The 19958-nt window shown below is 66.7% G+C and carries 21 protein-coding genes, 1 tRNA gene and 1 pseudogene; 15 read left to right on the forward strand and 8 right to left on the reverse strand.

The features are described from left to right. The first annotated feature begins 73 nt into the window (after positions 1 to 73). The 3 genes from AWB95_RS04465 to AWB95_RS04475 are packed head-to-tail and all read left to right on the forward strand — an operon-like array spanning position 74 to position 3113. Complete coding sequence (locus AWB95_RS04465) at positions 74 to 1834, forward strand: N-acyl-D-amino-acid deacylase family protein (protein ID WP_062539489.1); 1761 nt, start codon at positions 74 to 76, stop codon at positions 1832 to 1834. 5 nt (positions 1835 to 1839) lie between these two features. Then, positions 1840 to 2229 carry a DUF4267 domain-containing protein gene (locus AWB95_RS04470; protein WP_062539490.1) on the forward strand — a complete coding sequence of 130 codons (390 nt, stop codon included), beginning with the start codon at positions 1840 to 1842 and terminating at the stop codon, positions 2227 to 2229. A 56-nt stretch (positions 2230 to 2285) separates the two neighbouring features. After that, complete coding sequence (locus AWB95_RS04475) at positions 2286 to 3113, forward strand: LLM class F420-dependent oxidoreductase (protein WP_062539491.1); 828 nt, start codon at positions 2286 to 2288, stop codon at positions 3111 to 3113. 19 nt (positions 3114 to 3132) lie between these two features. Here the strand turns inward: AWB95_RS04475 and AWB95_RS04480 are convergent, their stop codons facing one another. Beyond that, on the reverse strand, positions 3133 to 3711 hold the full coding sequence (locus AWB95_RS04480) for a TetR/AcrR family transcriptional regulator (protein ID WP_062539492.1): 579 nt from the start codon (positions 3709 to 3711) through the stop codon (positions 3133 to 3135). A 91-nt stretch (positions 3712 to 3802) separates the two neighbouring features. Here AWB95_RS04480 and AWB95_RS04485 point away from each other — a divergent pair, with 91 nt between their 5' ends. Further along, complete coding sequence (locus tag AWB95_RS04485; protein ID WP_062539493.1) at positions 3803 to 4663, forward strand: oxidoreductase; 861 nt, start codon at positions 3803 to 3805, stop codon at positions 4661 to 4663. Positions 4664 to 4680: 17 nt separating this feature from the next. Continuing rightward, positions 4681 to 5034 (forward strand): DUF488 domain-containing protein, encoded by a 354-nt coding sequence (locus AWB95_RS04490; RefSeq protein ID WP_062539494.1) that lies wholly within the window; start codon positions 4681 to 4683, stop codon positions 5032 to 5034. Positions 5035 to 5120: 86 nt separating this feature from the next. Here AWB95_RS04490 and AWB95_RS04495 read toward each other — a convergent pair whose 3' ends face one another. Genes AWB95_RS04495 through crcB (AWB95_RS04505) form a run of 3 tightly spaced genes read right to left on the reverse strand, consistent with a single transcriptional unit; the run spans position 5121 to position 6948 of the window. Beyond that, positions 5121 to 6200: a DUF190 domain-containing protein gene (locus tag AWB95_RS04495; protein ID WP_062539495.1), complete on the reverse strand. Its 1080-nt coding sequence runs from the start codon at positions 6198 to 6200 to the stop codon at positions 5121 to 5123. Further along, positions 6197 to 6553: a fluoride efflux transporter CrcB gene (crcB, locus tag AWB95_RS04500; protein ID WP_062539496.1), complete on the reverse strand. Its 357-nt coding sequence runs from the start codon at positions 6551 to 6553 to the stop codon at positions 6197 to 6199. The genes AWB95_RS04495 and crcB (AWB95_RS04500) overlap by 4 nt, the downstream gene beginning before the upstream one ends. Further along, the gene (crcB, locus tag AWB95_RS04505; protein WP_062539497.1) at positions 6553 to 6948 is read right to left on the reverse strand and encodes a fluoride efflux transporter CrcB; all 396 of its coding nucleotides are present in this window, start codon (positions 6946 to 6948) and stop codon (positions 6553 to 6555) included. The genes crcB (AWB95_RS04500) and crcB (AWB95_RS04505) overlap by 1 nt, the downstream gene beginning before the upstream one ends. Positions 6949 to 7042: 94 nt before the next feature. Between crcB (AWB95_RS04505) and pgm the strand changes: the two genes are divergently transcribed. From pgm to AWB95_RS04525, 4 genes are all read left to right on the forward strand, one after another. Next, positions 7043 to 8689 carry a phosphoglucomutase (alpha-D-glucose-1,6-bisphosphate-dependent) gene (gene pgm, locus AWB95_RS04510; protein ID WP_062539498.1) on the forward strand — a complete coding sequence of 549 codons (1647 nt, stop codon included), beginning with the start codon at positions 7043 to 7045 and terminating at the stop codon, positions 8687 to 8689. After that, positions 8686 to 9930 (forward strand): MFS transporter, encoded by a 1245-nt coding sequence (locus AWB95_RS04515; protein ID WP_373280764.1) that lies wholly within the window; start codon positions 8686 to 8688, stop codon positions 9928 to 9930. The genes pgm and AWB95_RS04515 overlap by 4 nt, the downstream gene beginning before the upstream one ends. Before the next feature lie 28 nt (positions 9931 to 9958). Next, entirely contained in the window at positions 9959 to 11200 is a 1242-nt protein-coding gene (locus tag AWB95_RS04520; protein WP_085167716.1) for an NAD(P)/FAD-dependent oxidoreductase, read from the forward strand. Positions 11201 to 11262: 62 nt separating this feature from the next. After that, positions 11263 to 11335 (forward strand) — tRNA-Ala (locus tag AWB95_RS04525). Positions 11336 to 11375: 40 nt separating this feature from the next. Here AWB95_RS04525 and AWB95_RS04530 read toward each other — a convergent pair. Continuing rightward, a complete protein-coding gene (locus tag AWB95_RS04530; RefSeq protein WP_062539675.1) occupies positions 11376 to 11681 on the reverse strand; it encodes a CopG family antitoxin in 306 nt (101 codons plus the stop codon). Positions 11682 to 12591: 910 nt separating this feature from the next. Between AWB95_RS04530 and AWB95_RS04535 the strand changes: the two genes are divergently transcribed. From AWB95_RS04535 to AWB95_RS23590, 4 genes are all read left to right on the forward strand, one after another. Next, on the forward strand, positions 12592 to 13041 hold the full coding sequence (locus AWB95_RS04535; RefSeq protein ID WP_062539676.1) for a helix-turn-helix transcriptional regulator: 450 nt from the start codon (positions 12592 to 12594) through the stop codon (positions 13039 to 13041). Positions 13042 to 13046: 5 nt separating this feature from the next. Beyond that, complete coding sequence (locus tag AWB95_RS04540; RefSeq protein ID WP_062539677.1) at positions 13047 to 13457, forward strand: VOC family protein; 411 nt, start codon at positions 13047 to 13049, stop codon at positions 13455 to 13457. Positions 13458 to 13541: 84 nt separating this feature from the next. Beyond that, entirely contained in the window at positions 13542 to 14021 is a 480-nt protein-coding gene (locus tag AWB95_RS04545; RefSeq protein WP_062539678.1) for a VOC family protein, read from the forward strand. A gap of 74 nt (positions 14022 to 14095) precedes the next feature. Then, positions 14096 to 14980, forward strand: a complete 885-nt coding sequence (locus AWB95_RS23590) for a D-2-hydroxyacid dehydrogenase family protein (protein ID WP_139818457.1) — start codon at positions 14096 to 14098, stop codon at positions 14978 to 14980. Here AWB95_RS23590 and AWB95_RS04555 read toward each other — a convergent pair. Next, positions 14909 to 16027 (reverse strand): annotated as a pseudogene (locus AWB95_RS04555) (phosphatase PAP2 family protein); the annotation flags it as partial. The gene AWB95_RS23590 and the pseudogene AWB95_RS04555 overlap by 72 nt on opposite strands. Positions 16028 to 16231: 204 nt before the next feature. Further along, complete coding sequence (locus AWB95_RS04560; protein ID WP_062539679.1) at positions 16232 to 17773, reverse strand: ATP-dependent DNA ligase; 1542 nt, start codon at positions 17771 to 17773, stop codon at positions 16232 to 16234. A gap of 302 nt (positions 17774 to 18075) precedes the next feature. Here AWB95_RS04560 and AWB95_RS04565 point away from each other — a divergent pair, with 302 nt between their 5' ends. Further along, positions 18076 to 18621 carry a DUF5994 family protein gene (locus tag AWB95_RS04565; RefSeq protein ID WP_232315652.1) on the forward strand — a complete coding sequence of 182 codons (546 nt, stop codon included), beginning with the start codon at positions 18076 to 18078 and terminating at the stop codon, positions 18619 to 18621. Positions 18622 to 18624: 3 nt separating this feature from the next. On the opposite strand, the gene AWB95_RS04570 is transcribed toward AWB95_RS04565, so the two are convergent. Further along, complete coding sequence (locus AWB95_RS04570) at positions 18625 to 18828, reverse strand: cold-shock protein (RefSeq protein ID WP_062539680.1); 204 nt, start codon at positions 18826 to 18828, stop codon at positions 18625 to 18627. Positions 18829 to 19118: 290 nt separating this feature from the next. On the opposite strand from AWB95_RS04570, the gene AWB95_RS04575 reads away from it, so the two are divergent. Next, entirely contained in the window at positions 19119 to 19895 is a 777-nt protein-coding gene (locus AWB95_RS04575; protein WP_062539681.1) for an SDR family NAD(P)-dependent oxidoreductase, read from the forward strand. Positions 19896 to 19958 lie beyond the last annotated feature (63 nt).

Below are 19958 nucleotides of genomic sequence, written 5' to 3' on the forward strand. Positions count from 1 at the left end.
CCCTCCCGCAACCTCTGTAACGGTGTTACATTGCACACTGTAGCGGCTGGCTAGGGCACACAAGGGAGTAATCGTGTTCGACCTCAAAATCACTGGTGGCACCGTTGTGGACGGAACTGGCGCGGACCGCTTCGACGCCGATGTGGCGGCGAAGGACGGCAAGATCGTCGAAGTTCGCCGTCGCGGGCCGGGCGACCCGCCGCTGCAGGGCGAGGCCGCCGAGACGATCGACGCGACCGGCAAGATCGTCGCGCCGGGATTCGTCGACATCCACACCCACTACGACGGTCAGGTCAGCTGGGACGACCTGCTCGAGCCCTCCAGCACCCACGGCGTGACCACGGTCGTCATGGGCAACTGCGGTGTCGGTTTCGCGCCGGTACAGCCCGGGCGTGAGCAATGGCTCATCGAGCTGATGGAGGGCGTCGAAGACATTCCGGGAACCGCGCTGTCCGAAGGCATTACGTGGGGCTGGGAAAGCTACGCGGAGTACCTCGACGTGATCGGCCAACGCGAGCTTGCCGTCGACGTCGGCAGCCAGATCGCGCACGGCACCGTTCGCGCGTATGTGATGGGGGAGCGCGGCGCCCGCAACGAACCCGCCACCCCGGACGACATCGCGGCGATGAGCCGGGTGGTGCAGGAAGCGGTGGAGGCCGGCGCCCTGGGGTTCTCGTCGTCGCGAACGCTTGCCCATCGCGCGATGGACGGCGAACCCGTCCCCGGCACGTTCGCGGCCGAAGAGGAGCTGTTCGCGCTCGGCCGTGCCATGGCGGCCGGCGGCGGCGCCGTGTTCGAGCTTGCCCCGCAGGGCGCGGCGGGGGAGGACATCGTCGCGCCGAAAAAGGAGATGGAGTGGATGCGACGGCTGGGCGCCGAGATCGACGTCGCGTTGAGCTTCGCGCTGATCCAGGTCGACGCCGACCCCAAGCTGTGGCGCGAGCAGCTCGACATCTCGGCGGCCGCCCACGAAGAAGGCAGTCGCCTGCATCCGCAGATCGCGGCGCGCCCGTTCGGGATGCTGCTCGGGTTTCCCGGCCACCACGCCTTCAGCCACCGCCCGACCTATCAGCGCCTGAAGGCCGAGTGCAGCCGTGAAGAACTCGCCGGGCGCCTGACCGAACCGGCGGTACGGGCGGCCATCTTGAGCGAAGACGACATACCGCCCGACCCAAATGTGTTGTTCGACGCCATGTTTGCGTTCGCGCAGCACTCGGTCGACCGGCTCTACCCGCTGGGCGAGCCACCCGACTACGAGCCCACGCCCGACCGCACTGTCGCCGCCATCGCCCGGGAACGCGGCGAGGATCCGCTGGCGACCATGTACGACCTGATGCTGGAAGACGACGCCGGCGCAATGCTGATGCTGCCGCTGTTCAACTACGCCGACGGCAACCACGACGCGATCCGCGAGATGCTGACCCACCCAGCCGGTGTGTTGGGGCTGTCCGACGGCGGCGCGCATTGCAGCATGATTTGTGACGCGTCGTATCCGACGTTCCTGCTGACGCACTGGGCGCGCGATCGTCGACGTGGCGAGAAGCTGCCGCTGGAGTACGTCATCCGCAAGCAGTCTCACGAGACCGCGCAGCTGTTCGGGCTGTCGGATCGCGGGGTGATCGGTATCGGAAAGAAGGCCGACCTCAACGTGATCGACATGAATGCTCTGACGCTGCACGCCCCGCGCATGGCCTACGACCTACCAGCCGGCGGACACCGGCTCATGCAGGGCGCCTCCGGTTACAGCGCCACGATCGTCAACGGCGTGGTGACGCGCCGCGACGGCGTCGACACCGGCGCCCGGCCCGGCCGGTTGGTGCGCGGAGCGCGTTGAGTCGCGTGACGATCGATAAAGCCGCGCTCGTTGCCGGCAGCGTCCGATGTGCCTCGGGCGTACATTTTCTCGTCGATCCGCTGCGCGCAAACCGGCTCTGGGGTGATCCGGAGGAGCCGACGCCGACGGCGCAATTGCTGTTGCGGTCGATGGGTTACCGGGACGCACTGATCGGTGGGCTACTCGCCACGGCCGCGCTGCGCGGTAAGAACACCCGCGGGTGGTTCCTGGCGTCCGGCGGTGCCGACGCGGCCGACCTGCTCGGCGGGCTGAGTGTTCATCGCGAGATGAAGCGCTCACAACTCGTCGGCCTGAGCGGCGCGGTCCTCGGCATCGCCGTCGGGCTCTGGGGCGCGACGCGGCGGACCGCAACGTCAGGTGAGGCGACGGAATAAGCTCCCGCCGACGCGGTGTTCAGTGTGGTCGTCACATGTCGACGACGGGAGCAAGCATGGGCATCGGTGTCCTCACCTTCGTTACGGACGAGGGAATCAGTCCAGTCGAACTGGGCGCGGCACTCGAGCAGCGCGGGTTTGAGTCGCTGTTCCTCGCCGAACACACGCACATCCCCGTCGACGCGCGAACCCCGTATCCGGGCGGAGGTCCGATCCCGCCCAAGTACTACCGCACGCTGGATCCGTTTGTGGCGCTGACCGCCGCGGCGGTCGCCACCAAGACGCTGGTTGTGGGCACCGGTATCGCATTAGTGCCGCAGCGGGATCCGATCCTGACGGCCAAAGAGGTGGCGTCCCTGGATCTGGTGTCGCAGGGGCGATTTCGCTTCGGCGTGGGCGTGGGCTGGCTGCGCGAAGAAATCGCCAACCATGGCGTCGACCCCGCGGTTCGCGGCCGCCTCTCCGAAGAGCGGTTGCGCGCGATGATCGAGATCTGGACCCAGGAGAAAGCGGAATTCCACGGAGAATTCGTGGATTTCGACCCTATCTACAGTTGGCCGAAGCCGACCACGCGGCCGTATCCGCCGCTGTACATAGGCGGCGGGCCGGCCATTTTCCGGCGCATCGCCCGGCTGAATACGGGTTGGATTTCCATGGCCCCGTCGGCAGACGCGTTATCGGGCCAACTCGAGGAACTGCGCGCTGTTGCCGGCCCCGACGTGCCGGTGATCAACATCCATGCCGGCGAGCCGAAGGCCAACGACGTCGAAACGTATCGTGATCTCGGCGTCGAGCACGTGTTGATCGAATTGCCGACCGAGCCGCGCGATCAGACTCTTCGCCGTCTGGATGAGTTGCAGACCGAGTTCGCCGAACTAGGGTAAGCGCGGGATGCGCTGAGCATCACCGTGTGAGTGCTTGGTCGACCAATGTCTCGGCAGCCGCGCGAGCCTGCGCCCACGGTGACGAGTCCTCGAGTGACGTGGTCAGTGCGGCTGCACCCTCGTAGAGCACAGCGAGCTGGCTGCCCAGTAGGCGGGGGTCGGCGGCGCCTGCTTGCCGGGCCAACTCGGTGAGACCGTCGATGAAGTTGTGTTTGGTTGCCTGGACGATTTGTTGAACTCCCGGCATTGCTCCTGCTGCCTCGACGGCCGCGTTGTGGAAGGGGCAGCCTCGCAGGGGTGCTTCAGCAGCGGTGGGTCTGTCGAACACGGCTAGTAGCCTTTCGCGCGGTCTCAGGCCGACTGTATGCGCAACGGGGTTCGCGATACGTTCCCTGATGCTGTGCAGGTACTCCTCCACCACTGCCGTCTTGCTCGGAAAGTGTTGGTACAGGGTGCGTTTGGAGACCGACGATTCAGCGGCGAGTCGCTCGACGCCGGTGGCGTTGATGCCCTCCCGATAGAACAGCTCTGCAGCAGTGTCCAGAATGCGCTGGCGTGCACCACGGCCACCCCTGCTCGTTGCACGCTGGTTGCCCATACTGCGAGTATACCGATCGGTTTACAAGAGCGTCAGGGCGGTGTACGGTTGCGGCGACGGAAGTACACCAATCGGTTTACTAGGAGTAGGCATGAAAAAACGAACGTCCGTGGCGCTGGTTACCGGCGTCTCCTCGGGAATCGGCCAGGCAGTGGCGAGCGCCTTGGCCGCGCAGGGTTTCGAAGTCTTCGGCACAAGCCGCAACCCGGAACGCACCAAGCCCATCGCGGGTGTGGAATTGGTCCGGCTGGACGTCACCGATGCTTCGTCCGTTTCCGCAGCCGTCTCAACTGTCATCCAGCGTGCCGGTCGCATCGACGTCTTGGTCAACAATGCCGGTGCCGGCGTCGTCGGCGCCGGGGAGGAGAGCTCTATCACCCAGGGCCAGCAGCTCTTCGACACGAATTTCTTCGGGCTAGTCCGGTTGACCCGTGAGGTGCTGCCTTTTCTGCGTGCGCAGGGCAGCGGGCGCATCATCAATATCAGCTCGGTGCTGGGGTTCCTGCCAGCGCCGTACGCCGCCTTGTATGCGGCCACCAAGCACGCGGTCGAGGGATACTCGGAATCCCTCGACCATGAAACCCGCGAATTCGGCGTGCGGGTCTCGGTCGTCGAACCCGCCTACACGAACACCTCCTTCGAAGCCAACGCCGTTGAAGCCGATTCACCGATAGACAGCTACTCGAACACTCGTGAGCACCTCCGGCAGGTTCTCAGCGCGGCGATACAGCGCGGCGATGACCCCGCAGTGGTCGCGCAGGCGGTCCTCAAGGCGGCGACCAGCAGTGTGCCGAAGCGGCGGTACCCGGCGGGACCTCTAGCACGTCGGCTGGCGTTGCTGAAGCGGTTGGCTCCAGCCGCCGTGCTGGACAAGGGAATTCGTAAATCGAACGGGCTGGCGACAGCGCCGAAACCCCACCGCCGCAGCGAGCGACTGCACTTGGCCTCGTAAACGCTTACCCTGGCCCTATGGCCAAGAGCCGCATTCAGATCGCCCGGGTCTATGACGACCCGGAACCCGACGAGGGCCAGCGCGTCCTGGTGGACCGAGTGTGGCCACGTGGATTCCGCAACGACGACCCGCGGGTGGGCACCTGGTGCAAGGACGTCGCACCGTCGAAAGAACTGCGCGACTGGTACGGGCACAAGCCGAAGCGTTTTGACGAATTCGCCAAGCGGTACGAGAAGGAACTGCAGGGCAACGACGCTTTAGCGGACCTCCGGAAGCTGACGAAAAGCGGGCCCGTGACGCTGGTGACCGCCACCCGCGACGTCGAGGGCAGTCAAGCTGCGGTGCTGGCGAAGCTGCTCAAACGCCGCTGACCTCGAGGCACCGAGCCTGTAGTTATCGTGCGGGTCACTCGGACTTTTGCGCGCTAACTACAGGCTCGGCGCTGACGCCGCTGACTTCAGTAGTCGTACTGCGCCAAGTCGGCGTCGCCGTCGCGACCCGACCCGTCGATCGACAACACCGCCGGCACCATCTCGCTGGTGACCATGCCGTGCTCGGCCGTCAGCTCGTCGACGATGTCGAAACTGCGCACAATCCACTCCGGCGTGTCGATGATGATCGTGACGACGGGCACCTGGCGCACCAACTGAAACAGCTTGTCCCCGTGTGGCTTATGGTCGCCGTGGAATCCCCAGATGCCGCGCAGTACAGTGGCGCCGCGGGCCATTCCCGACTCGAGCAGCTGGCGAACGAGTGCGCGGTGAATCGGCACACCGCCGTGTGCGGTGGCCTCGCTGGTGTGCACCATGATCTTCTGCCACAGCGGGCGGCCCTGCTTGTCGGTTGCCGGCAGACGGTGCGGTCGAGACACCAACTCTCCGTCGCGTTTGCACAGTCGTACCCGCTCGACCGTCAGCAATGGATTGGGCATCGCCGCGCTGAGTTCGGCGACCGCCGCCGACACCTGCGCCGCGGTCCCGATCGAGATGATCATCAGCGGAACGTTGACGTTGCGGCTGAAGAACCGGGCCCGGTAACGCTGCCCGTGCGCGGTGCCGTCGACACCGAGAAACACTCCGGCACCGGCGAATCCCTGCCGATGCAGCAGATCGCACACCGCGCGGAAGGCCGGCACCCCGGCGATGCGCTCCTGGCGGCCGACATAGACGGTGAGCTTGAGGGTGTCGCGTGCGTCGGTGCTGAAGTCGCCGCCGACCAGTCGGGCACGTTCCAGCGTCACCAGACCGCGACCGGTCATCGCCACCACGTCGTCGACCAGCCCGCTGACCTTGGACTCGACGTCGACGGCGGCGATCGCCACCGGCGGGTCTTCGGACAGGCTCAGCGATTCGTCGGTGCGCAGCACGTGGCGCAGCCCGAAACTGGCGATGCCGCGCAGCATCACGCTGGTCGCTACTTCGCGGCGGCCGTAAAGCTCCAGCATCGCGTCGGCCAGAAACCCTTGCCCCGCAGCGCCATTCACTGCGCGCTGGCGTTCACCGAAGTAGGTGGTGAGCTTCAGGCACGGCTGGTTCATAACCGATCCGCGACCCATTGGCCGAGCAAAGCAGCCGCCATGCCGAGCACCATGCTGACGACGATATTCGCGACGGCGAACCAGACCTGCCGTTCCTCACCAAGCCGCTGGGTTTCCAGCATCCAGGTCGAAAACGTGGTGTAGGAGCCGATGAACGCGGTGTCCGCCAACAGCGCGGCGTGCCGGCTCAGCGCCAGACCGCCGACGAGGCCGAGCAGCGCCGCGCCGCTGATGTTGACTGTCAGCGTCCCGAACGGAAACGACCGCGCCGCCCGGCGGCCCACCGCACCGTCGACCACAAAACGCAGCACCGAGCCGATGCCGCCGGCAAGCAGCACGCCGAGCCAGACCATCAGCGCACCCGCACCCGTCGCACCGCGGCGGTGGCCAGATACACCGAGAGCAATCCCGCCGTGATGCTGGCAGCGATATAGCCGAGCGCCAGGCCGTATCGCTGGTGTTCGATCATCTCCAGCGTTTCGATCTGCATGGTGGAAAACGTGGTCAGCCCGCCGCACAGCCCGGTGCCGAGCAGCGGCCGGCGATAGCTCGACAGCGGCAGCCGCTCCAGCAGCCGGGTGGTGAAATAGCCCACCAAGAACGCGCCGACGATGTTGGCGGTGAACGTCGGCCACGGCCAGCGCGTCGGATCCGGCTCGGCCAGGCTGTTCAGTCCGGCGCGGGCTGTGGCACCGAGCGCGCCTCCGACGAAGACGGCGGCCAACTCGCGGTAGTCGTGGCCAGGCATTCCAGCAGCGTAGCGGCGATCGCAAGCGCGGCAGAGCCGGGCGCGGCGGGTCGCCGCCCGGCAGGCCGAGCACGGCATCGGCAGAATTGATGACATGGTGGCCAACCCGCGTGCCGGTCAGCCGGCCCAGCCCGAGGACCTCGTCGATCTGCCACACCTGGTGACCGCGTACTACGCATGCGAACCGGACCCCGACGACGTCGCGCAGCAGGTGGCGTTCGGCACGTCCGGGCACCGGGGCTCGGCGCTGGACGGGGCGTTCAACGAGGCCCATATCCTGGCGATCACCCAGGCCATCGTCGAATACCGCGCCGCCGCGGGCACCACCGGACCGTTGTTCATCGGCCGCGACACGCATGCGCTGTCCGAGCCGGCGTGGGTGTCGGCGCTGGAGGTGTTGGCCGCCAATGACGTGGTGGCGATGATCGACGCCGCCGACCGGTACACGCCCACACCGGCGATCAGCCACGCCATCCTCAACTACAACCGCGGCCGCGCCGACGGTCTGGCCGACGGGATCGTCGTCACCCCGTCGCACAATCCGCCCCGCGACGGTGGCTTCAAGTACAACCCGCCGCACGGCGGCCCCGCCGACACCGACGTCACCACCGCGATCGCTAACCGTGCCAACGAGATTCTGCGCGACGGGTGCTCCGCGGTGAAGAGGATGCCTCTAAAGCGGGCATTGCAGACCACGTTTCGCCACGACTACCTCGACGCCTACGTCGACGACCTGCGAAACGTGGTCGATATCAACGCGATTCGTGATGCGGGTGTACGAATCGGCGCCGACCCACTCGGCGGTGCCAGTGTCGACTACTGGGGTGTGATCGCCGAGCGACACAGCCTGGATCTGACCGTGGTCAACCCGCGGGTCGACGCGACGTGGCGGTTCATGACGCTGGACACCGATGGCAAGATCCGGATGGACTGCAGCTCGCCGGACGCGATGGCTGGGCTTATTTCCGCGATAACCGCCCATCGGGACCGCTACGACATCGCCACCGGTAACGACGCCGACGCCGACCGGCACGGCATCGTGACCCCCGACGAGGGCCTGCTCAACCCCAACCACTACCTGGCGGTGGCGATCGACTACCTCTACACGCATCGGCGGGCCTGGCCGGCCAGCGTCGCCGTCGGCAAGACCGCGGTCAGCTCGTCGATCATCGACAGGGTGGTCGCCGGCCTGGGCCGCGAGCTCGTCGAGGTGCCGGTCGGATTCAAGTGGTTCGTCGACGGCCTGCTCGGCGGCACTATCGGTTTCGGCGGCGAAGAATCGGCCGGCGCGTCGTTTCTGCGCCGCGACGGCTCGGCGTGGACGACGGATAAGGACGGCATCATCCTCGCGTTGCTGGCCGCCGAAATCCTGGCCGTCACCGGCGTCACACCGTCGCAGCGTTACCGGGAGTTGGCCGGCAAATACGGAGAGCCGGCGTATGCCCGTGTCGACGCACCCGCCGACCGCGACCAGAAGGCCCGGTTAGCGAAGCTAACGGCGGAGCAGGTGGCTGCCACCGAGTTGGCCGGAGAACAGATCACCGCAAAGCTGACGACGGCGCCCGGCAACGGCGCTCCGCTGGGCGGTTTGAAGGTGACAACAAAGAGCGCATGGTTTGCTGCGCGGCCGTCGGGCACCGAGGACGTTTACAAGATCTACGCCGAGTCGTTCCGTGGGCCAAAGCATTTGGCCGAAGTTCAGCAGGCCGCCCAGGAGGTCGTAGATACAGTCATCGGGTGATCTGTAAAGTCGGGCGCCCGCGGGCAGTCTTACCGCGTGCGGCTTGGGCGCTCATCGCGGCGAACGTGGTGGCCGCGCTTGGCTACGGAGTGGTGTCGCCGGTGCTGCCTGCCTATGCCCGCACGTTCGGGGTCAGCATCGGCGCGGTGACGTTTGCGATCACCGTGTTTTCGCTGACGCGGCTGTGCTTCGCGCCGCCAAGCGGGCTGCTGGTGCAAAGGCTGGGCGAGCATCGGGTCTACGTGGCCGGGCTGCTGATCGTCTCGGTGGCCACCGGAATGTGCGCGTTCGCCCAAAGCTATTGGCAGCTGCTGATTTTCCGGGCGATCGGCGGCATCGGGTCGACAATGTTCTACATCTCCGCGCTCGGCCTGATGATTCGGATCAGTCCCGTCGACGCTCGTGGACGGGTCGCCGGGCTGTTCGCCACTTCGTTTTTGATCGGCTCGGTGGGCGGACCGGTGCTGGGCAGTCTCACTGCGGGTCTTGGCCTGGCGGCACCATTTCTCATCTATGGGGGAGCGGTGCTGGTGACCGCGCTGGCGGTGGCCTACAGCTTGCGGCGGTCGACGCTGTCCGCGCCCGTGGAACATGCGCGGTCGACGGTGACGGTGGGCGCGGCGCTTCGGCACCGCGCGTATCGCGCTGCGCTGATGTCCAACTTCGCGACCGGCTGGTCGGTGTTCGGGCTGCGAATCGCGTTGGTGCCGCTGTTCATCTCGGATGTGTTATGCCGCGGCCCGCGGATGGCGGGTCTGGCGTTGGCGATCTTCGCGCTCGGCAACCTGATCGTCGTGCTGCCCAGCGGGCATCTGTCCGACCGGATCGGCCGGCGCCACCTGCTGATCGGCGGACTCATCGCTTGCGGTGTGACCACCGTGTGGCTGGGCATGACAATGTCAGTGCCGGTCTTCCTGGTGGTGGCAGGCCTGGCCGGCGCGGCCTCCGGCGTGTTCGCCTCACCGCAGCAGGCCGCGATAGCCGACATCCTGGGCAGCACTGCGCGCGCGGGCACCGCAGTGGCGACGTTTCAGATGATGGCCGACTTCGGCGCCATCGTCGGCTCGCTGGCGGTCGGTCAGATCGCCGAACACCTGAGCTTCGGATGGGGTTTCGCAGTCAGCGGGATCATCCTGCTGGCCGCCGCGGTGGGCTGGATACTGGCGCCGGAAACCCGGATCATGGGCCAACCGGCGATGCCCGACGAATGGGAGGTGGGCACCACGGAAGAGCTGGCCTGAAAACCCGTTGCGGCACCATGGACTTGTGATGACTGACGGACGGCCCCGCTCGGCGATCGTGGTGGGCGCCGGCATCGTGGGGTTGTCGACGGCGTGGTTTCTGCAAGAGCGCGGCGTGAACGTCACGGTGGTCGATCGCGTCGGCGTGGCTGCGGGCGCGTCGTGGGGCAACGCGGGCTATATCGCGCCTGCGCTGACCATTCCGCTCAACGAGCCGCACCTGCTGCGCTACGCGCTGCGTTCGCTGCTGAAACCCTCTGCGCCACTGCGTATTCGAATGAGCGCCGATCCTTCGCTCTGGCGTTTCCTGGTGCGCTTCGCGGCGAACTCCCGCAGTTCGGGGTGGACTCGGGCGGTGCGCGCCAATCTGGCGTTGAGTGCTGACTGCGTCGAGGCCTACGACGTGCTGGTGGCCAACGGTGTCGACGCGCCGCTCAACGAGGCGCCGGTCACTGCGCTGTTCCGAACTTCTCGTGACGCCGAAGAGCTACTGGAGGAGCTGCAGCGCTTTCAGGGCGCCGGCGGGCAATCCGCGTCGATCACCGAGTTGACGGGTGCCGCACTGCGCGAACAGGTTCCGCTGGCATCGGATGCGGCCGCCGTCGGCATCCAGGTCAACGGTCAGCGATTCCTCGACCCGGGCCGTTTCGTGCAGGCGCTGGGCCGCTCGGTCGTCGAACGCGGCGCGACGCTGCTCCCCGAGGAAATCACCGATGTGGTGGGCGGAGCCGACGGCGTCACCCTGCCACCCCGCAGCGGCTCGTGGTTGACCGCCGACGTTGCCGTGATCGCGACGGGCGCCTGGTTGTCACGGCTGGTCGGGCGGTGGGTTCGGGTGCCGGTTCAGGCCGGCCGCGGCTATTCGTTCACGGTGCCGGTGGACCGCCCGGTTCTCGGCCCGGTCCACCTCCCCGATGCACGGGTGGCGTGCACGCCGTTGAACGGCAAGCTGCGAGTCACCGGGACGATGGAGTTGCGGGATCCCGACGCGCCGGTCTCTACCGCGCGGGTCGACGCCATCGCCGAGTCGGCACGCCCGTACTTCGACGGGGTCCGCTGGGAGGAACGCAGCGAGGAATGGGTTGGCCCGCGTCCGCTGACCCCGGACGGTCGTCCGCTGGTGGGCCAGGTGTCTGGCGGCGTCTTCGTCGCCGGCGGGCACGGCATGTGGGGAATGACACACGGCCCGGTGACCGGTCGACTGCTGGCCGAGCGGATCACCACCGGCAAGCAGCCCGCCGCGTTGCGCGAATTCGACCCGACACGCTAGGACGCCGATCAGCGGCTTTGAACGCAAGTTGCTGGTGGTGTAGCTTCGATGGGCAACTTCATGGGGCTATGGCGCAGCTGGTAGCGCACCACACTGGCAGTGTGGGGGTCAGGGGTTCGAGTCCCCTTAGCTCCACCCATCGGAATTCCCCGGCCGGCTCGGCTGCGATCACTGCCTAGGATGCGACGGGCCGATTGTGCTCGGCGATGAACCGCTCCAGCTCGGCGACGGATACGACAGCAGTTTTTGGCGGTGTCGTTGCCTTTTCGATGACCCACTGCCGCATCAGCGTGGTCGCCGGGATCCCCAGGGTGGCCGCCTGTTCTCTTACCTTGTCGACCAACGACTGGGGCAGTCGGATCGATGTCGAAACCATGACCTCGTCTGTCGTGCGCAGATCCAGTTCGGCGTTGGCGAATTCGCTGGTGACATCGGTGTTGTCGTAATACTCGCGAAGCTCGTTGAGGTCGTTGTTGTTCATCGTTAGTGTCCCTCTCGTGGAACAGGCGCTTTTCGCTATTGGTCATGTCGCGGGCGGTGACGACGAAGTCGCGACCATCCGCGGCCTCGGATACGACAACTAGTAAGGTGCCGTCCTTCATCGCTGGTGCCCAGGACCAATGTCGTTCCGTGTCGTCCTGCGGTCCTCAACCTTGGTCGGCTGTAGAGCGCCTGCTCCACCTCCGCAGCCTGAATACCGTGGCAGGCGATGTGAGCCTCGGAGTCCTCGGTCCACATCACTTCACCAAACACAGAGCCCAGCGTACTACGCGCGTAGCACGCGACCCAACCCTAAGGTTCGCTGACGACCATGCGCTGGCTACAGCGTCGGGCGTCACGAGCCGGCGGGTTGCTATGGTACGAGGTGCCGAATTTCGGTACAGAGACGCGAGGTTGACCGCATGAGTGCGATGTTTGCGAGACGGGAGAAACCGTCGCGATAGTTTGCGTGCCATCCGGGTTACGCAGGCTAGCGCGCCTGTCTCCCGGAGGAGCTTGTGTCACGTACCGACGCCCATGCCCCGTTCTGGGTGAAAATCGCCCGAGGCGATCTCCTCGCGAAGCCCGTCCACGCGCCTGGCCATGCTTTATGCGATCTGCCCGATCGACGTAACAACCGTCGAATCGCCGAATGTCGTTGGGAATTCCGCTTCACCGGCACCAACGTCTGTTCATGCTGGATGTGCCATGCGGGGCCTCAACATCGCGCTGAGCACCGCATCGCTCGCCACGGCGATCGCCGTGATCTGCATGCCGCGCTGAAAAGGTGGCGCGGTGGCGACGTTGACGCTTTTGACGCCGTGGCTCCCCCTGCGCGCTGTCACTATTGGTGAAGCGAGTGTTGCTGGCGTGCAACCACCTTCGGCGAGGCCGCGCGGTAAGATCCGCCCGTGACTCCGCGAGCGGCCTCAGCCCAGCGCCTGCATGACCTCAAGCTGCTGCGCCGCGTCCGCGACCGAATCGACCGCGAATACGCGCGCCCGCTGAATGTCGAGGCGCTCGCACTTGGAGTGAACATGTCGGCCGGCCACCTCAGCCGTCAGTTCAAGCTCGCCTACGGCGAGTCGCCGTATTCCTATTTGATGACCCGTCGCATCGAGCGGGCGATGGCGCTGCTGCGTCGGGGTGATCTGAGCGTCACCGAGGTGTGTTTTGCAGTCGGCTGCTCCTCGCTGGGCACGTTCAGCACCCGTTTCGCCGAGCTGGTTGGCATGCCGCCCAGCGTTTATCGGCAACGGACAGCGGGGCTGAGCGAGGGTATGCCGTCGTGCATCGAAAAGCAGGTGACCAGACCGATCAGGAATCGAGAAGCCCCAATTACCGCGCTGCACCTAGCGTGAGCGCCATGGACATCAGCATTCACTCGAGCTTCCTGCCGCACGACGACCCGGAAGAATCCCTGGCCTTCTATCGCGACGCCCTCGGCTTCGAGGTTCGCCTCGACGTCGGTGGCGGCACGATGCGCTGGATCACGCTCGGCCCGCCCAACCAGCCCGACACGTCCATCGTCTTGTACCCGCCGGCCGCCACCCCCGGCCTCACCGACCAAGAGCGCTGCGTCATCGCCGAGATGATGGCCAAGGGCAACTACGGCATGCTGCTGCTGGCCACCAAGGACCTCGATGGCGCCTTCGAGCAGCTGCAGGCCGGCAACGTCGAGATCGTGCAGGAGCCGACCGAGCAGCCGTACGGGGTGCGCGACTTCGCCCTCCGCGATCCCGCAGGCAACATGATCCGTGTTCAACAGCTGCGCTGACCCGATTCCCTTACACCCGACCGTCGCCAGTTAAAACAACGCGATGCTTGACCTGAACTATGGTTGAGGTCCTAGCGTCGACGCATGAACACATTCACCCCGAGAGCGGCGGGCTGGCCCGAGCAGCTGGCCCCGATAGGCGCTGTTCGCTTCGCCCGTCGCTCCGCCCATTTCGATCAGACCGTCGGGTTCTACCACGACCTCGTCGGGCTGCCGTTGTGCGCGACGTTCAAGGACAGCTACGGCAGCACCGGCGCGGTGTTCGGAATGCCCGGGTCCGCCGTCACCTTCGAAATCGTCGAAGCCACCGGGGACATCCCCGTCGACAGCCACGAGCAGCTGTGCCTGTACTTTCCCGACGCCGCGGCGCAACACCGAGCGACGGCCCGGCTGCGGGCGGCGGGAATGCAGCCGGTGGACTCGCACCCCTACTGGGCGGCGACCGGGGCGGTCATCTACCGCGATCCCGATGACCGCGAGGTTGTGTTCGCGCCCTTCGTCTTTGGCGTCAACGAACCCGCCGCGGGCAGCGCCTTCGGCGAACACTGGACCGCGTCGGCCTGATAAGCCCTCGGGTATGCGACATTGACACAGTGAAGGTCGCGATCCTCGACGACTACCAGAACGTCGCGCTGAGCATGGCCGACTGGTCGCAGGTGGCGGCGCACGCCGACATCACCGTCTTCACCGACCACGTCGCCGATCCCGACGCCGTCGTCGAACGGTTGGCGCCGTTCGACGTCGTATGCGTGATGCGGGAGCGAACCCCCTTGCCGCGCAGTATCATCGAGCGCCTTCCGCGGCTGAGGATGATCGCATCCACCGGGCCATTCAATGCAGCTATCGACGTCGCGGCGGCCAAAGAACGCGGCATCCACGTGAGCACCACGGGCGGCTACATCGAGTCCACGGTCGAGTTGACCTGGGCGCTGATCCTGGCCGCGGCCCGCCGGATCGTCGACGAAACCCTCTCGGTGCGCGCCGGCGGCTGGCAGACGGCGGTCGGCCGCCAACTGGGCGGGGCGGTGCTAGGTGTGCTCGGGTTGGGCCGAATCGGGAGCCGGGTGGCGCGGGTCGGGGCGGCCTTCGGCATGGACGTCATCGCGTGGAGCACCAACCTGACCCCCGAGGCTGCCGCGCAGGCCGGGGCAACCTACGTCACCAAAGACGAGTTGTTCGGCCGCGCCGACGTGCTGACCATCCATCTGGTGCTCAGCGGGCGCAGCCGCGGGCTGGTCGGCGCCGCAGAGTTGGGCCTGATGAAGGCGACGGCGCTGCTAGTCAACACCTCGCGCGGCCCCATCGTCGACGAGGCGGCCCTGATCGACGCGTTGCGCTCCCACCGGCTCCCGGGCGTCGGCCTCGACGTCTTCGACACCGAGCCGCTGCCGGCCGATCATCCACTGCGCTTTATGGACGGTGTTGTGGCCACCCCGCACATCGGCTACGTCGCCGACCGCGTCTACCGGACCTTCTACGGCGAGGCCGCCGCCGAGATCGGCCGCTGGCTCGACGCCGGCTGATCGCCGTCGCGACCACCACGACTCGAGCCGGGCGACCACCAGCATCACGATCGCGGCAAGCGCCCATCCCAGCAGGATGTCGATGACGTAGTGCTCGGCCGAATACACCAACGTGAAGGCCATCACCAGCACGTAGCCGACCAGCAGCGGACGCCACCACGGCTTCACGCGCCGCCACAGGAACACCGCGACCATCGCCGACAATCCGGCGTGCAGCGAGGGGATGGCCGCCACCAGGTTCACGCTGGCCTGCCCGGAGTCCACCAGCGCGCCCGCCGACTGCAGGTGCAGGGTGCCCCACCCGCGGGTGGAGATCCGCTCCACAAAGGGATGGGCACCGGCCTGGTGGGTGTGCATCGCGCCCAGCAGCCCGCCGTCGGGAACCCCGGCGGGGCTGCGAAACATGCACGGCGGGTTGGACGGGCCACCGGCGACGTCGTCGGCGGTACAGCGGGCGGCGGCCCACGGCGGCGCCGAGGGCAGCAGGACATAACCGATCAGCGACGCGAATGACAACGCGACGAACCGCCGGACGAACGCCGCCCAGTCGTCACGATTGCGCAGCCAGAGCACACCGGCGACCACGTACGGCAGCACGAAGAACGACATGTAGACACCGCTGATCACCACTTCCCACCAGGGCGGTTTCGGCATCTTGAGGTGTTCCTGCAACCACACCGTCGGCTCGGTGCCGAAGAACAGCCACCGGTCCGCCGCGGGCTGGAACTGCCACAGCGTGGGTGCGCCCACCAGGCCGGCCGCGCCCCGGCTGAGGTCGTACAGCAACAGGACAAGCGCAAACGGCAGCCAGTCCCGAACGACGCCGAGTACCTGGCGGGGGCGGCCGATGCTTGCCGCGATCAGCCCGGTGGCGATGTAGAGCAGCAGCAGTTCGCGGTTGAAGGCCAGACCGGCGGTCAGTGTCCGATACACCACGACAAGGGCCCACACCATCACTGCCGCACGCCGGGCCAGGATCAGCCGCCGCTCGCGGGTGGTGGCGGTGTCGCACGGCGCGACGTCCGACTGCGGTTCGCGGGTGAACACCTGGACCTTTCGATCGGGTCGTTACTGAAACCAGGGCAATCTTGGCTGCGTCCGGTCGTCCTGCATAAGGGCATTCTGCTAGGAATCGACGACCAAGCCCGTTATTTGGGCCCGGCACAGTGTCGACCGGTCTCCGATCACACCGGTCCAGACTTTCTACCTGATGAGCCGGACCTGTGCGCCGGCTGTGAAAACGCGCCCGCGTCAGCGACTTTGGTCGTAGAGGGCGCGCACCGTGTCGATGGTGTCGGCGTCGGCGGGGCCCTTGTCGTCGCGGTAGCGCAGCACCCGGGCGAAGCGCAGGGCAAGCCCACCGGGATAGCGCGACGAGCGTTGCAGCCCGTCGAACGCTATCTCGACCACCTGTTCGGGCCGCACTTGCACCACGTAACCATCGGTGGTGCCCACGGCCAGTTCCCGGAATCGCGCGGTCTGCCAGTCCAGCATGGCGTCGGTCATGCCCTTGAACGTCTTCCCCAGCATCACAAAGCCGCCGGTCGCCGGATCACGGGCACCCAGGTGGATGTTCGAGAGCTTGCCGCTGCGGCGCCCAGACCCCCACTCGACGGCCAGGACCACCAGGTCGAGGGTGTGCACGGGTTTGACCTTGAGCCAGCCGGCCCCGCGGCGCCCGGCCTCGTACGGCGCCGACGGCGACTTGGCCATCACGCCTTCATGCCCGGCGGCCAGCGTCGCGTCCAGGAAGTCGGCCGCTGCCGCCGGGTCGGCGGTGATCAACCGATCGACCCGGTTTTCCGCAGGCGCGATGTCGTCGAGGACAGCGATGCGCTCGGTGGTCGGCGCGTCGAGCAGGTCGACACCGTCGCGGTGCAACACGTCGAAGTAGAACACCGACAACTCGTGCGCCGCGCGAGCCGCCGCCACGTCGACCGAGCGGCCGAACCTCGACCCGGTCACCTGAAAGGGCTGAGGTCGGTTGTCGGGCCGCAGGGCGATGGCCTCCGCGTCGGCGATCAGTTCGGTGACCGGCAGCGCCAGCGTCGCCTCGACCACCTCGGGCAGCCGGGCCGTGACATCGTCGAGGCTACGGGTGTAGACGGTCACCTGGTTGCCGGCCCGGTGGATCTGCACCCGCGCGCCATCCAGCTTTGCCTCGAAAACCGCTGTGCCGCCGAGTCTTTCAAGCGCATTGGCGACACTGGCCGCGGTCTGCGCCAGCATCGGGCCGACCGGTCGGCCAACTGTCAGTGTGAAGGCATCCAGCGCCGCCGCGCCGCCGGTCAGGGCTGCGGCGGCCACGGCGGGCAGATCTCCGCCGAGCATCGCCGCGCGCCGAACAACGGCGGCCGGAAGCTGTGCGGCCTGGGCGACGGCGTCGGCCATCACGCCGGCCAGCGCGCCCTGGCGCAGCTCGCCCGTCAGCAACCTGCGAAGAAAGGTCTGCTCGGTGTCGGTGGCGGCAGCGAAGAGCCCCGAGACCAGGGCAGCCCGACGGGCCTGCGATCCCGGTCCTGAAGTCGCGCGTATCACCGAGAAGGCGCTGTCGACGTCTACGACAGTCAGCCTTGGCTGTGCGGCGGCGGCGGGTAACGAGCGCAAGCCGGCCCAGCCGACACCGATTTGGCGTTGCGGCAATTCTCCGGAAAGCCATGAGACGACGATGGTGACCAGTTGGGGTTCGGTCTTGAGGCGGCTCAGCAGATCGGCGATCCGCCCGATCTTGCCGCGCCGCGCCGAGGCGCCGCCCACCTCAGCCGAGGTGCTGGCGACGTCGATGAGGAGCACAGTTCAGCTTCGCACGCACCGCCGACAGGGGCTTCTTGCAGCAGGCGTATGGTCAAAAGCAGGCCGCATCGTGATTAATTGGCGATTACTGCGCGACCTAATTTCTTTCGGCCGGTTCGCGTCAGCGTGTGCCGGCCGGCCCCGAACTTGAAGGAAATGCCCATGGATTATTCGAACCTGTTCTCCCACATCACAAGTCGTGAAACCGTTTCGCCACGAGATGACTCGGCCCGGCCATCGGAGTACCCGGTGTTTTCCGACCGGTCTGCGGCGGAAGTTCCGGGAGAACAGAAACCCACGTCGTGAGCGTCGGCGCGGCGCGACGGCTGGCCAGCCCGGTTCGGCTCACCCTGGCGTCTGAGCTGGGTGGGGACGTCGACGGGGCGTGGTGGCCACATACGGCGAACCTGGCTCGAGAGCTGCCTGAGGTGATCGACGCGCTGCATGGACGACTGGGTGAAATTGTCGATATCAGCATCAATTGGTCGACGACGGACGGTTCGCCGGATCTGGACTCTGTGCAGTTCAGCGGGGCATTGTCGGTTCCGGGTCGCCGCCAGGGCCAACAGCGTCTGATGGTGGTCACCGGTGGGCGCGGTTGTGCGAAGGTGCTGGTTGTGCCCTCGCGGACGACGGCTGCCCTTGCGATGATGGTGTTACGCCTGGCGGCCGCGCTACCGGTACCGGAGAGTGAACGAACCGGCCGGGCGTTCCGTAGCGCCGACTGCATCGTGCGCTGCGCGCGCGCAGAACGTGCCTCGTCGAACCCCGGCGCCGAACTTGTTGCCAGCCAGAAAGAAACCGCATGGCCTGACGGATTGCAGCCCGCCGGGCCATGCGGTACTTAGAGGTCAGACCGAGCTGACGCCGATCGCCTGGGGTCCTTTTGCGCCCTGCCCGATTTCGAACTGGACACGCTGGTTCTCCTCGAGCGTCCGAAAGCCAGCTCCGGTGATTTCGGAATAGTGGACGAATACGTCCTCTGCGCCGCCGTCAGGGGCGATAAAGCCAAAGCCCTTGTCGCTGTTGAACCATTTCACAGTTCCCTGTGTCATATCGATTTACTTCTCTCATTCAGATGGATGCACGAAACACATCCGGATCTCCACTGTACACGGCCGCGAATAGGGGCCCGCGTTGTGTGCTTCTTGAAATTGCCGACGCGTAATCCGAATTCGCCCGTCGTGGTTTCCGCGTCGTCGGCGCCCGAGGTTGGCCTGCCCGAGAACTGTGTGCGGCTTCGCGATAGCGTTCATGGGCAAGCTCAATTGGCGGCGATCAGGTGCGCGCCTGGCGCCCGGCTTCGCCGCGCTTGCGATCGCCGCAACTCAACGAGGAGGTTTGAATGGAGATCAACGGCAAGAAGGTGGTCGTCATCGGCGGCGCGTCGGGGATGGGGCGCGCCACCGCAGAACTGCTGGCCGAGCGAGGGGCAAGCGTCGCGGTGCTCGACCGCGAGGGCTCCGACGGCAAGGAGGTGGCCGCGGGCCTCAAAGGAGGCGGCACGTTCTATCCGGTCGACGTGACCGACTTCGCCGGCACCGAGGAGACGCTGCAGGCGGCGGTCGACGCGCTCGGCGGCCTGCACGTGGTGGTCACGACGGCCGGCGGCGGTATCGCCAAGCGGACGCTGTCCAAGTCCGGCCCGCACGATCTCGAATCCTTCCAATCGGTGATCGATCTCAATCTCGTCGCCACGTTCAACATCAGCCGGCTGGCGGCCGCGCACATGGCCAAGAACGAGCCCGAGGACCCCGAAGAAACCGGAGAGCGCGGCGTCATCATCAACACCGCCTCGATCGCGGCGTTCGAAGGCCAGATCGGGCAAGTCGCCTACACCGCGGCCAAAGCCGGCATCGCCGGCATGTGCCTGACCATGGCGCGTGACCTCGGATCGATGGGCATCCGGGTGCTCGCGATTGCGCCCAGCCTGTTCGCGACCGGGCTCACCAAAGGCATTCCCGACGAGTACGCCACCGCGCTGACCAAGGACGCGGCGTTCCCCAAGCGGCTGGGCCGCCCGGAGGAATACGCCAAGCTGGTCGCGGCCATCGTGGACAACCCGATGCTCAACGGCCAGTGCCTGCGCCTGGACGCCGGCCAGCGGTTCGCGCCTAAGTAACCGGATTGGCCGCGAGACAGACGCGAGGGCGGTGGTCGCGCCTTGGATACAGCCCAGGCGTCT

This window comes from Mycobacterium celatum, assembly GCF_002101595.1.
Classification (GTDB): domain Bacteria; phylum Actinomycetota; class Actinomycetes; order Mycobacteriales; family Mycobacteriaceae; genus Mycobacterium; species Mycobacterium celatum.